The organism is Paenibacillus sp. FSL H8-0332 (genome assembly GCF_037963835.1).
GTDB lineage: Bacteria > Bacillota > Bacilli > Paenibacillales > Paenibacillaceae > Paenibacillus_AQ > Paenibacillus_AQ rhizoplanae.
This window is the reverse complement of sequence record NZ_CP150145.1, coordinates 499,480-513,156: the sequence shown is the minus strand read 5'-3', so window position 1 is coordinate 513,156 and position 13,677 is coordinate 499,480. Positions and strand designations below refer to the sequence as shown.

The window sequence follows — 13,677 nt, the reverse complement described above, 5'->3', positions numbered from 1 at the left end:
CTCAAATCTCATGATTTCCCTCCGCCTCTCCCCGCTTGATCGCATACATCCGCTTGTCGGCTTGGCGCAGTAGAGCATCCGGAGCCGTTCCGTCCTGCGGATACAGGCTAATGCCGATGCTCATATCGATCTTCAGCTCTTCACCTTCATAATCCAGCGTGGCCTGTGCTACCTCCGCCAGCAGCCGGTGCTCCAGCTCTGCGGCGGTCAGCCCATCCCGGCCCAAGGGGCAGAACAGCACGAATTCGTCGCCGCCGAAGCGGGCCGCCAGCCCGTCCGGCTGAACCAGCTGATGGATCATGGCCGCTACCTTGCATAACATCTGGTCTCCGGCCTCATGACCCCAGCGGTCGTTCACCTGCTTGAACCGGTCGAGATCAAGCAGCAGGATGGCTACTTCCCCGCCGCTGCGCTCTGCTTCCGCAAGAGTCTCCTCCAGCTTATCATAGAATTGCCTGCGGTTCGGCAGCCCTGTGAGCGGATCATGGTAGGCCATGAAGGCAATCTGCCGCACATGCTGATTGCGCAGCCCGATGTCCCGGATGAGCAGCACAGCCTGAATCTCATGATCCACGGTCACGTAATCCCCGTTAATCATCACCTCGACCGGACTATCCCCGTTATGCAGAACCATTTCCAGCTCACCGATATCGTCCTGTGCCTTAAGCTTCGCCACGATCTCTGCACCGCCCAGTTCGGTAAGGTTAGCCTTCCCCAGAGTCAGACGGCCAAACATCCTACCGGCACTCGGATTCGCTTCCTTAATGCTGCCTGACAATGAGACGAGCAGCGCAGCCTGTGAATTGATCTGGAACATCTTTTTGTAGCGCTGTCCTGCATGATTAAGGAACTCATACCGCTGCATGGACAGCCGCAGCACGAAGCACCAGATCAATCCTCCGTAGATATATGTATAGGGCGGCAGCACTTCATTGAAGCGGAAATAGCCGAACACCGCTACCCAGAGGAATGTCACCCAGGAGCCATACTCCAGCAGCTTGAAGATACCGTCATGCTCCTGGTAGGCAGGATCGGCGGCACTCCACTTGCGCCTACTTCGCAGCATGACGATGGGGACTAAGCTAAGCAGCAGGCTTGCCGTCAAGGTCCCGTAATAGGCTGCATTGGCCACCGGCCATTTCCACACCCCGGATACCATGAACAGCTGGACGGAGGTATAGGAGCGTTGACCAATGAGTCCCGCCGGAATAGCCAGCGTTAATATGTGGAACAGATAGGGGTACCATGGCCGGGGCATCCGCTTATGTAAGCCGATTAACCGGGCAATCAGATGGAAGCCAAGCCCTGGAATGAGAATACCGGCATTGGCGAACCAGACCGCAGCCAGCAACGGACTATATTCAATCGGCAGCATATACCGGATGTACTCCTCCAGGAACAGCAGGAAATAGCACAGAATTGTAGCGCTTACCAGACGATGTTCAATCTTCCGCGGGTTGCGCAGCAGCACATCCATTCCCATGTAGAAAAAGAAGAGCATCGGCAGCCAATAAACTACGACAGGTATCCACACATGGGTCGGGCTCATTTCTCTTCTCCTCTACAGTCTGTCACGGACATAGTTAATCTTAATTTTAATATATTACCGGCCGGAGACGCCGTCAATGAACAAGTTCTGTCGTATGGCTTAAGGCGGCGTATTGGCTGTGGAACAGCAGATCATAGGCTTCATTCCGGCCACGCAGGTTAGCATGGGTGTCGCAGGCTGCCACCTTACCATTGTGCAGAACCAGCACCTTATCACAGTCTTGAATCGTAGAGAGGCGGTGTGCGATTGAGATCATGGTTGTGCCGGCAGACAGACGCTTCAGCTCATTCCTAATGTCGCTCTCATTCTCAGAATCCAGGGCGCTTGTACTTTCATCGAAAATAATAATGTCCCGCTCCTGCAGCAGCGCCCGGGCAATCGACAGCCGCTGCTTCTGTCCCCCGGAGAGCTTCATCCCCTTCTCCCCGATAACCGTATCCAGCCCCTGCTCCAAGGATGCAATGAAGTCATAGATATTGGCGCTGCGGCAGCAGGCTATCAGCTCTGCTTCCGTTGCCCCGTCCCCCGCCAGCAGCAGGTTCTCCCGGATCGTCATATTGAACAGAACAGGCTCCTGCACCACAATGCTGACCTTGGCCGCCGCACTCCCGCTGTTCACCGCATGCAGATCCGTGCCGCCGATGCTGACGCTCCCTCCCTGAGGCTTCATCTGTCCGGTCAGCAGCCTGGCAAGGGTAGACTTGCCGCTGCCGCTCTGCCCTACGATGGCTAGATGCTCCCCCTTCCCCACCGAGAACGAAATCCCGTCCAGTGCGAAGGCATCCTTCCCCTCATAGCGGAACTGCAAATTCTGAACCTCAATCTTTTGTCCGCTAATGCGTTTGTAAGGCCGCTGGTCCGCCTCTGCCTGCAACAGTCCGATCACTTTACTGATATTCACCGAATCATTCTTGTAATTCATCAAGCCATTGCTGATCGTCTCAATGAACCCGAAGAACTGCCCGTAGAAGCTGATGAACACCAGCAGCACACCAACCTCCGAATAGCCTTTAATCACGAAGAGTCCGCCAATGAAATAGATGAACAGCTGGGTAATGAAGTTCTTGGTGAAGAACGAATAGGTAACGCCCAGATGCTGATAGAGCTGGCTGCGGAACCACACCGGACGGATGGCTGCATAATGCCCGTTCAATGCCTCTAGCTGGGCAGCCTCCAGATTGTTGGTCTTAATATCCTTCCAGTTCTGCAGACTCGCATGTAAAAAGGATTCGTACCTGTTCTGCAGCCTCCATAGCTCCTCCCCCGCCTTCCTCGTCTTCTCGCCCAGGATATTCACGGTCAGCAGGGAGAGCGGAACGAAGACGAAGCTAAGGAGGGCGATCCGCCAGTCATAGCATACAAGGATCACAGCCAGCGCAGCAGCATACAGAACAGCGTAGCTGAAATCTAACAGATGAACCGTGAAGAACCGTCCGGCGGCGGCTGAATCCTGCTCGATCCGGCTTTTTAGATCACCAATGCTGTACCCGCTATATTCCTCATAGTCCAGGCTGCTCACTGTATTCAGCAGTTTGCGCTTAAGCCTCAGGTCATACTTCAGGAGCAGCTGGTTGGAGTAGCGCTTGCTGACCGCAATCCCGGCTGTCGTAAGCAGGAATACCCCCAGATAACCCGCGATAACCGGCCATAGCTCACTCAGATGCTTCTCCACCAGCACGCGATTGACAAGCAGCGAGTACAGGAATAACGGAAGCAATCCGCAGACCAGATTCCACAGTTTGAACAGCGCGAGCGCCAGCAGCGGCTTACGGACCCCTTCAATTCCCTGTGTCAGCGCCTTATAGGCGGCCCATCTTGTCATGGTCATACCGCTTCGCCTCCTGCGCACTGTTCGCTGAATAGATCTATGTACGTTTTGTTACTTCTGATCAGCACATCGTGAGTATCGTAGCCTGTGACCCGGCCATCCTCCAGCACAGCAATCCTGTCACAGCCTCTAAGCGTGGACAGACGATGGGCGATGATGATCAGCGTCCGGTCTTGCGCAAGCTCACGGGTCATCTGCCGGATCAGCGCTTCATTCTTGCTGTCGAGGGACGAAGTCGCTTCATCGAAGACCAGAATTTTCGGATTCTTGACCAGGATTCGCGCAATAGCCAGACGTTGCTTTTGGCCGCCCGATAATGCCTGCCCGGAAGTCCCCAGCACCGTGTCCAGCCCGTCCGGGAGATTCAGGACCAGCTCATGCAGCGCAGCTCTCTTAAGTGCTTCAATTAGCATACTGTCCTGATCACGGTTATTCGTAAAAGAGAGATTATAACGCAGCGTGTTATCGTACAGAACCGTCTCCTGATGAACCACGCCCACCTGACTCCGCAAGCTGTGCAGGTTATATTCGTTCACGTTGCGGTCATCGATCAGAAGCTCGCCGCCGTCAACAGGATACAGGTTGCAGATCAGGCTTCCGAGCGTTGTTTTCCCGGCTCCGCTCCTTCCGGCAATGCCCACGGTGCTTCCTCCCTCGACACGGAGATTGAACCCGTCCAGTACCCGCCTCTCCTCCGTATATCCGAAGCTGACATTACGAAATTCAATCGTCCCCTCCTTAATCAGTGTAGGCATCTGGGCTTCTCTGTAGTCCTCCTCCTGCTCATTCAGGAGCTCCGCAACACGCTGCAAGGACACCGTCTGCCCCCAAGTATCGGTAATCTTGCTGCCCATCGAGCTGAAGTAAGTCACAGCCATATTGAAATAGCTGGCGGCAGCCACAAAAACACCAAGCTGCATCTGCCCCTTCACAATGAGCCGGGCGCAGATAATGAACAGCAGTAGCTGTGCGGCAAGCATGATAAATGCGTTCACCCGCTCGGTCGTTACCTCGATTCTTCCATTGTCCACATTCTTGTGATGGATAGAGACTGTCCGCCTAAGATAGGTACGGGTTACCAGCCTCCCGGCATTCAGCAGCTTGATCTCCCGCAGATTTGCCACAATTTCGAATAAGTACGAGGACAGCCTGCCCTGCTCTGCCGCCAGATCCCGGTTGACCCGGAGCGCTCTCCGCTTGAAATATCTGGAGGCCATGAACACGACAGGAACCAGCACCACCGTGAACACGCCCAGCAGGACATGATAATAGAACATGAAGCCCACGGCAAACACGATATGCAGCAGATTCGAATACCCCCACAGTCCGCTCCAGAAGACGAGGTTCATAATGTCCTTGGCATCGCGGTTCATCCGGCTGATCAGATCGCCGCTGTACATCCCGGAGAGATCCTTCCCCTTCTGATGCAGAATCTTGCGGAATAGCGTCCGCCGGATATCGAACACGAATCCCGTCATTATTTGAGAAGAGATCAGATTATTGAGCGTCGCCACAATGAACTGATTGAACAGGAGAATTCCGGCATAGATCAGACACAGCTTCAGGAAGGCATTCAGATCCTGGTCATAAAAAGCGATATTAATCAGCCGTCCGCCCAGGAACGGATACAGCAGGTTCACCAGGGTCATTAAAGTAGTCACAAAGAAACCGCATACAAACACCCACTTATGCATCCGTATGAACTTGATGATCCACTGTCTCGGAGTCACTGCCCCACCGCCTTCCATATATTCACAATGAGTATTGTAGCACAGACGTTCGTACATAGGGAGTGAGTATTTCCATTGTGTATTGGGCTGGGTTGGGTTGGGCCACGGTTTATGAGGAGGAAGAGAATTGATGAAGAAATCCGTCTCGGCTTATCTTCTGGTTATTGCAGGTGTAGTCCTGCTGGCAGGCAGTCTGTACTTCATTAGAACGGTTCATGAGCCTGAGGGGGTGCTGCGGACACTGCCTTATATCTGTATCGGACTGGGCTCCGGCCTGTTCGGCAGCGGGATGGGGGAACTCATCGGACGGCGCGCATTGAAGAATAGCCCCGCCATCGCCAAGCAGATGGAGATCAACAAGCAAGATGAGCGCAATATCGCCATTGCAACCCGGGCGAAGGCGAAGGCCTACGACATGATGATCTTTGTGTTCGGGGCCTTAATGTTGGCTCTCGCCTTAATGGAAACTGAACTCACCGTTGTGCTGTTACTGGTATTCGGCTACCTGTTCACAATTGGATACGGCATCTATTACCGGTTCAAGTATGATCGGGAGATGTGATTGGCAGCCGTTCCGTCTGCCGCTAGTCCGCTCAAGCCAGCAAGGCCTGGGCCACCTGATCCAAAATGCAGTTGATGCCCGTTGGTCCGTAGCAGCCGATCCAGGTAGCAGCATCTACCGGGTATATAAGCTGCCGCTGGTCTGCACCTAGCATGCCCCTCACACTGTGCTCTGTCATCGATATTCCCTCCTGCATCCTCTCATTGCTAAGCAAAAAGTAGTAGTTGGCATGCACAGACGGCAGTCTGTCAACGGAAATATGATAGGCCGTGTCGGAGGCGGGTTCCGCCACAAATCGCGGAGCAGGCAGACCAAGGTCGCGGTACAGTACAGCGCCTGTGCGGTGCGAAGCCGTATGTACCCGGACGATGGACTCGCGCGGACGGATCAGAGCCACACTCTTACCCGCGAGTACCGGAGCCAGCTCTGCGGACAGCAATGCCGTACGGCGCAGATAATCGGCAATAATCCGTTCCGCCTCCGTCTGCCTGCCTGTCAGTTCGCCGAATAGCTTCAGAATGGTCTGCCAGCTCTCATTACGCTTGAACATGATCGTTGGCGCCACCTGGCTTAAGCGTTCATAGTGCGGAGCATGCACCTCGGTGCAGATAATTAGATCCGGGCGCAGCCGTTCTACAGCCTCCAGGTCCGGGTACTCATAGGTTCCGAGCATTTCCGTTTCCAATAGTCTCTCCCGGAAATAAGCGGGGAAATTCAACGCCCCGCTTCCGAAGCCTACGCTTCCTGCGGGGGATATCCCCAGCGCATGCAAATGGTCAGCATACTGGACATCAAGCACGGCGATCCGCTGCGGGGCAGCGGTGACACGATACTCGCCCCGCAGATGGAAGATCACCGGACTCTGTGGTGACTCGTGCGGGGAGGCCAATCGCTCTGACCGTCCCGAAGAAGCGGAGAGCGCAGCTGGAGCTGAAGCGGCAGTACGCCTGTAGAGCTGCGGGGGGACTCCATAATGCTTCTTGAACGCCCTGCTGAAATAATACATGTCGCGGTAGCCTGTCCGCTCAGCGATCTCGCCGATGGAAGCGTCCGTGTAACGCAGCATCCGCTCTGCGCTCTCCATCCGCAGCCGGATTACATATTCCATCGGCCCGAGCCGCTTCTCCTGCTTGAACCGCCGCTGGAGCTGCCGCACGCCGCAGCCGGCCAGGGCAGCCAGCTCTTTAATTCCCAGCTCTTGCCGATAATGCCCCGCGATATAGGCGGCAACAACCTCCACTATATCCGGCTCTTTGCCGCCCTGACCACGCTCATGCTCCATAATAAGCTCATAGAGCATGCCTTGCAGCAGCGCATTGGCATGGAACCGTTCCAGCCCTTCTCCCCGGCTCCATTTCGCTGCAATTCTCTCCGCCGCCATATGCAGCTCCGCCGGAGGCGCGGAATGATGCACAAACGAAGTGCGCAGCGGGTGATTGCGCTCCGGGAAGAGCACATGGGCGGCTCCCGCCACAGGAATGGCCTTGTAGCTAATAGCTGTATAATGAATGTTGTCTGATCCCGCACTCAGAGTGTAGGCTGATCCCTTGGCAGCATGACAAGCAAAAGAGGCCTGGACATGGCAGCCTTCACCATTCATCACAAGCCCTCCCTGCCCGCCGATGGCCAGCAGCAGCTGATTAGACGCCAGTTCCGTTTCAATCAGCATACCGCCGGGCGGCACAGTGCCGCTGCGCACATCAAGCATCTTGACCGCCGTATCACTCCATAGACTTGCCTGTTCTTGTTGCGGCATTTCTCTCATCTCCTGACAACAGTATCCTTTGCTAAACGGATAGACCTGCTGTCATTTTAATTGAGATTCATTCTCATTGTCAATTTTCGGACACTTTCTGCAATATTCCCCGGACATCCGGTAGTAAAAGCAACAGGTAATGCGCTTGCTCTTCGCAACCGGAGCCCCGTCATTCCCCTCGGTGAACCGGGTGAATGGATTGCGTCTTGCGCCGAACAATGCGCCGGGAGCCGTCCGGGTCAGATACACAAAATCCTCTTGCATCCGCAGCCTTTCTTCGCCGGATGGGTCTGCTCCAAGGGCATACAGCGGGGCAATGCGCACCATAATATTCTCCCACAGCACGGCCATGGAGACGGGGCCCACGGTGGCAAGCGTCTGCAGCAGCGGCGCAAGCCGTGCCGCAAAATTCTTCTCAATAACAGCTTCGCGCCACACGGCCCTATCCTCCGGTGGTGAGGCTGACTGAAGCCCGTCCAGCGCCAGGAATGGGAATGTCGTCTCTTCTGTAGAAGCCGGATGATAGAGGAAGCTTCTGTCCAGCGGGAAGAAGACTTCACGATTATGAACGGTCATGGCGGTCAGTATTGGAGCGATCCACAGATAGCCGATCCGCTTGGCCAGCATGGAAGCCGCAACCTGCATGTCCGGCGCACCGATATACTCCTTAAGCCAGCTAACATATTCGCGGCATACCGCTTCATCTTGCAGCTCACTCAGAGCGATGGTGCGGACGCTGCCCGCAGGCGGCTCCCCCAGCCTCATCCGGTAATCCTCCGCCAGTTCCCTCCAGGGGGCCGACGACAGATAGCGGTCCATCTCAGTGAGCTCCAAGCAGCGCTTCCGAGGCCTGATCTACAATAATATTGATCGCAAGGGGACCATAGTACGCGATCCAGAGCGTTGAATTTACGTCATAGGCACGGTTATTCTTGACTGCATCAAGGGATTTCCAGATCGGACTGCTGGCCAGAGTCTCTGCCTCTTTGGCGAACAGATCATCCGAGAGCAGGAAATAGTGATCTGCCCCGATATCAGAGACAGTCTCCATCGATATTTCAACCGAGGTATCATCCTTGATCGCCTGAACGAACACTGGAGCCTTTAATCCGAGATCCTCATACAGAATGCTTCCGGTCCGGTGCTCGGGACCATGTACCCGAATCCCTTCCGGTCTCGGACGAATCAGCGCCACCGTCTCGTCGCCCAGCTTCGCTGACAGCTGCTCCCGCAGTCCAGTGATTTTGTCCTCATAGGCCTTCTTCACCACTTCAGCCTCTGCCTGCTTGCCTGTGATTGTACCGATGGTAGCCAGCGTATCCCGCCAATCCTCGTAGAAGTCCAGTACGATAGTAGGCGCAATTTTACTCACACTCTCATAAGCTTCTTCCTGAAAATCGGTCATTAAGATCAGGTCCGGGTTCAGCGCCACTATCGCCTCCAGATTGGGCTCATCGCGTGTACCCAGGACCTTCACCCCGTCCATTTGAACACTCAAATATTCCGGGAACTCGTCCTTTGTTCCAGCAACTACGCTGCCTGCCGGCTTCTCTCCAAGCGCGATCAGCTGATCGGCGAATTTCACATCAAGCACAGCGATCACCTTCGGCTTCTCGCTCAGCGTATATTCACCCTTGATATGTGTGAAGGTAACCGGGTAGGCTGCTGTAGCCTGTGCCTCCGGTGATGCCTGCGCCTGTACTTCAGGCGATGGAGACGGCTCCACTGACGCAGAGGGCTGTGCGGCTGTACCTGCATTAGCTCCCCCTCCAGATCCACAAGCTGTCAGTACCAGTACCAGCGCCAGCATCCATACCATGAATAATCCTGATTGCCCAGCGGCGAATTTCTTCCTGCCGGCCTCTTGTTTCTGTGTTGCTCTGTTCACGCTGACTCCCCCTGTTATGTATTATATGATAATGATTTTCATTATCATAATTGTTACAGCGAGTATAGCCGATCTGCCACCTCTGTTTCCATGTACTTTTGCGACATTGCAGCCGGATAAATGCGACATGGGTTGCTATTAGCGTATGTTTCCAGCCGCTTGTATAAAGAATTGTTGCACTTCTTGCAGGATTCCTCTATACCCTAATACTGACTGAAGTACAATGTTGCATTATTTGCACAAATTTCGGAGTTTAGAGCAAGTTAGCGCTGGATTTGTTGCATTTCTTGCAGGATTTCAGCATAAACCGCTTCTATGGGGCAGAATTGTTGCATTTCCTGCAGGATTTCTCTATAAATGTTACTGGCTGTGGAGCATGGGGCGATGCTTTATCGCGGCAGCACCCAGTGTATTCGGTTTTTCATATACATTCCCTCTGCTCCTCATTCAAATGATTCAAAGACTACTCAATTCCCTAAACAGCAGCAAGCCCGCATCCTGTTGCCAGATGCGGGCTTGCTTTTAAGAACAGTTGCTACCTATTAATGAAGTTAAGCCCAATATTGCTGGGCAATCTTTTGCCCCTGTCTAATCTTCGCCCATTGCTCCGCTTCCGTCAGCTCATTCCCTCCGTCACAGGAGGCGAAGCCGCATTGGTGGGAGAGCAGTAATCTCTCCTTCGGAATGATCGTGGACGCCTCATCCAGCATGCGGAGGACACGGGTCTCATCGTCCAGCGTACTGGTTTTGGAAGACAGCAAGCCAAGTACAATTTCCGTCTCCGGTCTATCCTTGAACACAGCAAGTGCCTCCAGCGAGCCAGCGCGTTCGTCATCCCACTCCAGGAAGAAGCGGTCGTACTTCAGCTGCTTCAGGAACAGGTTGGCAATCTTCACATAAGAGCCGCCGCCCATATTCCGGGAATCATAATTGCCGCGGCAGTTATGGGTCCACATTTTCAGCCCCAGGCTATGTCCGTAATCAATAATGGTGTTATTAATATCGATGAACTCTGTGGCGAGACTCTGTACTTCTTCATGGTTGATTTTCTCGCCGGTAAAAGGTGAATTCGGATTATCGTCCGCGAACAGCTCCCAGAGGCAGTCGTCGAATTGCAGAATCTTACCGCCAGCGGCTGCGAATTCCCCTACGAAATCCTTATACGCCGTCACCAGACCGGCCTTCAGCTCATCACGGTTCTGGTACACTGCACCCTCGCCGCCAAGGTTATCCGACCAGGACAGCTCTCCGAAGATATGGGACGGCGAAGGCACGCACAGCTTCGTCTCCCGGTCTCCGGCATGAGCCTGAAGCTGGCGGTACGCCTGAAGGAAGTGGTGATTCTTCCCGCCGAGTTCACCTGTGATGCGCAGACCGATGTCTTTTCGCGTCTCGTATTTGGAGGTGCCGTCAATATCTCTGAAGAAATACCCGTGAGGCGCAATATAGCGTTCAATGCCCTGGAAGCCCCAGACAAAGTCCAGATGCCACATCGACTTGGAGTACTCCCCATCCGTCAGAATGCTCAGCCCATTCTCGCTCGCCTGCTCGACTACCGACTGAATCGCCTTCGCCTCACACTGCTCATAGCCCTGGAAATCCTCGTAAAAAGGATACTGAATATCGTCCCGGTGTTCGATTTGCTGCTTATATTCTAATAGCTCCGCCGGACGCAGCAGGCTGCCTACGATCTGAAATCTATCACACATGATTAGCCCTCCTCTAGTTCCACTGTTCTGTCTTTGTGTATAAATTCTAGCATGGAGTACGATCAGAGACGTAACACTTATAACTGATATCTGGCTATAGGGAGAAGTTATACGTTCTTTTCGCTGCCGTAATACAATCGTAAGGTTTCGCTTAGAGAATCGTAAGCTCTTCCGCTTATGCTGTTCCATGTAAACCACTAAAAAGATATGGAGCGTGATAAGCATGGGTAACAGCAAAGCAGGCAAACGGTTCATGATGGCGGCAGTATTGGTACTTTCTCTGGCGGTGTCCGGCATCTCCGGCGCAGCGGCAGGCATCAAGACGATGAAAAAAGACGGCATGGAGCTAATGAACCTAAGACAGGCCGCCATGATGTACGGCTACAGCATTGAATGGAACAGCAAGGACCGCTCCGTATCGCTGATGTACATGGACAAGATGATGGACGACAGCAAGATGATGGACGACGGCAAGATGATGGACGACGGCAAGATGATGGATGACGGCAAGATGATGGACGACGGCAAGATGATGGATGACGGCAAGATGATGGATGATGGCAAGATGATGGATGACGGCAAGATGATGGACGACAGCAAGATGATGGACGACGGCAAGATGATGGATGACGGCAAGATGATGGACGACGGCATGAAGCCGATGGGTAAGATGATCAAGGTAATGATCGGGTCGAAAAAAATGATGGTCGACGGTAAGACGGTTAATCTGAGCATGGCCCCTGCCCTGTACGATGGAAGCACTTATGTGGCGGATACGGTAGTGACCATGTACATGAAGCCTGCCAAGGCCATGAAATAAGACGGGATGAGCGATACCCTCACCCTGTGATATGATGGAATCAAATGGATTTTTCCGGATATGGGGTGGGTTAGGATGAATGAACGAGTGCTGGTCGCGGATGATGATCCGAATATTACCGATGTGTGCCGCAGATATCTGGAACGGGAAGGGTATCTGGTCACCACCGCCAAGGACGGCTTGGAGGCGCTAGAGCTATGGCGCAGCCAGTCTCCAAGCCTGATTGTGCTCGACCTCATGATGCCGCATAAGAATGGCTGGGAAGTGTGCAGCGAGATCCGGCAGACCGAAGATCTCCCGATCATCATGCTGACGGCGCGCGGCGAGGAACAAGACCGGCTAATGGGGCTGACGATGGGGGCGGATGATTATCTGACCAAGCCCTTCAGTCCAAGGGAACTCGTACTGCGGGTGCAGGCGATTCTGCGCAGAATGAGATATGTTCAGGTATCGCCGGCTACCGCCGCTGAGCACACGATCAAGTACGAAGGACTGACTATCGATGTCGGGAAGCGTACGGTGGAGATCAGCGGGCAGGCGATTGACTTGACGGTGACCGAATTCGAAATGCTGTATCTGCTGGCGAGCCATCCGGGGCAGGTGTTCTCCCGGACGCAGATGCTGAGCAAGATCTGGGATTTCAGCTATGAAGGAGATACGACTACCGTTACGGTGCATATAAGGAGATTACGCGAGAAGATCGAACAGACTCCCTCCGACCCGAAATACATCAAGACGGTCTGGGGAATCGGCTATAAGTTTGCGGGTGATGGCATCTAATGAAACTGCGTACGTATCTAATGTTGTCCAGTCTCACGGGGATCGGCGTATTGTTGATCTGTCTATTCGTCAGTTATTCCAAAATGTTGCTGACCATCGATCAGCTATATTATCTGTCCGGCATCACAGCCGGGATCGGCGTGTTCTCCTTCATCGTTCAGCATCTGCTGACGCGGCCGGTGGAGAAGTCCATTGCCCGGATTACCGAGCAGACGGTACGGATTGCCAAGGGGGATTTCCACACCGAAGTTCCCACTATCGGCCCGCACGAGTTCAAGCTGATGGCCCGGCAATTCAATGAGATGAGCAGTAAGTTAAAAGAGAGCTTCGACCATCTCCACCAGTCCGAGTCCGCCCGGCGGGAGCTGATCGCGAATGTCTCGCACGATCTGCGGACCCCCCTTGCCTCCATTCAGTCATTCGTGGAAGCGCTGGAGGATGATGTGATCAAGGACGAAGAGACCTTCCAGCGGTATCTGAATACGATCCGGCTGGAGACGAAGCGGCTGGCGGGGCTGATCCAGGACCTCTTTGAACTATCCAGCCTGGAGGCCAGCGGCGGAACCTTCGACCCGCAGCCCTGCCATGCAGATGAGCTGCTGATCAGCACGCTGGAGAGCTTCTCCTTCCATCTGGCGGAGAAGCGGCTGAAGGTCGAGATTGAGCTGCCGGATAAGCTGCCCGCGGCCCTGATGATGCCCACGCAGATCAAGCGGGTGCTGTCCAATCTTGTGCAGAATGCGATTCAACATTCTCCTGAAGAAGGCCATATCGTGCTGTCCGCCGCTGAGGAAGGCCCGTTCCTGCGGATCGCTGTGAGCGATGAGGGTCAGGGAATCGATGCGGCAGAGACCTCACGGATCTTCGAGCGGTTCTACCGGATAGATAAATCACGCAGTAAGAATAGCGGAGGCGCCGGTCTGGGTCTTGCCATTGCACAATCCATTGTGGAGCTGCATGGCGGCAAGATTGGTGTAGAGAGCACTAAGGGTTCTGGAAGCTGCTTCTGGTTCACGGTCCCCATCTACACCAGCCGGTAAGCCTTAGCGTTAGAG

Annotated in this window: 11 protein-coding genes; 4 read left to right on the top strand and 7 right to left on the bottom strand. The window is 54.1% G+C overall.

What is annotated here, in order from left to right; all coding sequences use genetic code 11:
* Position 1: 1 nt before the first annotated feature.
* From NST43_RS02200 to NST43_RS02190, 3 genes are all read right to left on the bottom strand, one after another.
* Positions 2–1,549 carry a GGDEF domain-containing protein gene (locus NST43_RS02200; protein WP_339222269.1) on the bottom strand — a complete coding sequence of 516 codons (1,548 nt, stop codon included), beginning with the start codon at positions 1,547–1,549 and terminating at the stop codon, positions 2–4.
* Between the two features lie 73 nt (positions 1,550–1,622).
* A complete protein-coding gene (locus NST43_RS02195; protein ID WP_339222267.1) occupies positions 1,623–3,377 on the bottom strand; it encodes an ABC transporter ATP-binding protein in 1,755 nt (584 codons plus the stop codon).
* Entirely contained in the window at positions 3,374–5,071 is a 1,698-nt protein-coding gene (locus tag NST43_RS02190; RefSeq protein WP_339225317.1) for an ABC transporter ATP-binding protein, read from the bottom strand. The genes NST43_RS02195 and NST43_RS02190 overlap by 4 nt, the downstream gene beginning before the upstream one ends.
* A gap of 166 nt (positions 5,072–5,237) precedes the next feature.
* Between NST43_RS02190 and NST43_RS02185 the strand changes: the two genes are divergently transcribed.
* Positions 5,238–5,669 carry a hypothetical protein gene (locus NST43_RS02185; RefSeq protein ID WP_339225315.1) on the top strand — a complete coding sequence of 144 codons (432 nt, stop codon included), beginning with the start codon at positions 5,238–5,240 and terminating at the stop codon, positions 5,667–5,669.
* A 31-nt stretch (positions 5,670–5,700) separates the two neighbouring features.
* Here the strand turns inward: NST43_RS02185 and NST43_RS02180 are convergent, their stop codons facing one another.
* The 4 genes from NST43_RS02180 to NST43_RS02165 all read right to left on the bottom strand — a co-directional run bounded on the left by NST43_RS02180 (position 5,701) and on the right by NST43_RS02165 (position 11,022).
* A complete protein-coding gene (locus NST43_RS02180) occupies positions 5,701–7,425 on the bottom strand; it encodes a helix-turn-helix domain-containing protein (RefSeq protein ID WP_339222265.1) in 1,725 nt (574 codons plus the stop codon).
* Positions 7,426–7,476: 51 nt separating this feature from the next.
* On the bottom strand, positions 7,477–8,244 hold the full coding sequence (locus tag NST43_RS02175) for a (2Fe-2S)-binding protein (protein ID WP_339222263.1): 768 nt from the start codon (positions 8,242–8,244) through the stop codon (positions 7,477–7,479).
* Position 8,245: 1 nt separating this feature from the next.
* Positions 8,246–9,313 (bottom strand): iron-siderophore ABC transporter substrate-binding protein, encoded by a 1,068-nt coding sequence (locus tag NST43_RS02170; RefSeq protein ID WP_339222261.1) that lies wholly within the window; start codon positions 9,311–9,313, stop codon positions 8,246–8,248.
* Between the two features lie 551 nt (positions 9,314–9,864).
* Complete coding sequence (locus NST43_RS02165; protein ID WP_339222260.1) at positions 9,865–11,022, bottom strand: 5-methyltetrahydropteroyltriglutamate--homocysteine methyltransferase; 1,158 nt, start codon at positions 11,020–11,022, stop codon at positions 9,865–9,867.
* Between the two features lie 223 nt (positions 11,023–11,245).
* Between NST43_RS02165 and NST43_RS02160 the strand changes: the two genes are divergently transcribed.
* From NST43_RS02160 to NST43_RS02150, 3 genes are all read left to right on the top strand, one after another.
* Entirely contained in the window at positions 11,246–11,842 is a 597-nt protein-coding gene (locus NST43_RS02160) for a stalk domain-containing protein (RefSeq protein ID WP_339222258.1), read from the top strand.
* A 75-nt stretch (positions 11,843–11,917) separates the two neighbouring features.
* Positions 11,918–12,622 carry a response regulator transcription factor gene (locus NST43_RS02155; protein ID WP_339222257.1) on the top strand — a complete coding sequence of 235 codons (705 nt, stop codon included), beginning with the start codon at positions 11,918–11,920 and terminating at the stop codon, positions 12,620–12,622.
* Complete coding sequence (locus NST43_RS02150; protein WP_076158673.1) at positions 12,622–13,662, top strand: ATP-binding protein; 1,041 nt, start codon at positions 12,622–12,624, stop codon at positions 13,660–13,662. The genes NST43_RS02155 and NST43_RS02150 overlap by 1 nt, the downstream gene beginning before the upstream one ends.
* The last annotated feature ends 15 nt before the right edge of the window (positions 13,663–13,677 follow it).

Coding starts and splice junctions, on each gene's coding strand:
- NST43_RS02200 (WP_339222269.1), bottom strand. CDS start 1,549: ATGAGCCCGACCCATGTGTGGATACCTGTCGTAGTTTATTGGCTGCCG.
- NST43_RS02195 (WP_339222267.1), bottom strand. CDS start 3,377: ATGACCATGACAAGATGGGCCGCCTATAAGGCGCTGACACAGGGAATT.
- NST43_RS02190 (WP_339225317.1), bottom strand. CDS start 5,071: ATGCATAAGTGGGTGTTTGTATGCGGTTTCTTTGTGACTACTTTAATG.
- NST43_RS02185 (WP_339225315.1), top strand. CDS start 5,238: ATGAAGAAATCCGTCTCGGCTTATCTTCTGGTTATTGCAGGTGTAGTC.
- NST43_RS02180 (WP_339222265.1), bottom strand. CDS start 7,425: ATGCCGCAACAAGAACAGGCAAGTCTATGGAGTGATACGGCGGTCAAG.
- NST43_RS02175 (WP_339222263.1), bottom strand. CDS start 8,244: ATGGACCGCTATCTGTCGTCGGCCCCCTGGAGGGAACTGGCGGAGGAT.
- NST43_RS02165 (WP_339222260.1), bottom strand. CDS start 11,022: ATGTGTGATAGATTTCAGATCGTAGGCAGCCTGCTGCGTCCGGCGGAG.
- NST43_RS02160 (WP_339222258.1), top strand. CDS start 11,246: ATGGGTAACAGCAAAGCAGGCAAACGGTTCATGATGGCGGCAGTATTG.
- NST43_RS02155 (WP_339222257.1), top strand. CDS start 11,918: ATGAATGAACGAGTGCTGGTCGCGGATGATGATCCGAATATTACCGAT.
- NST43_RS02150 (WP_076158673.1), top strand. CDS start 12,622: ATGAAACTGCGTACGTATCTAATGTTGTCCAGTCTCACGGGGATCGGC.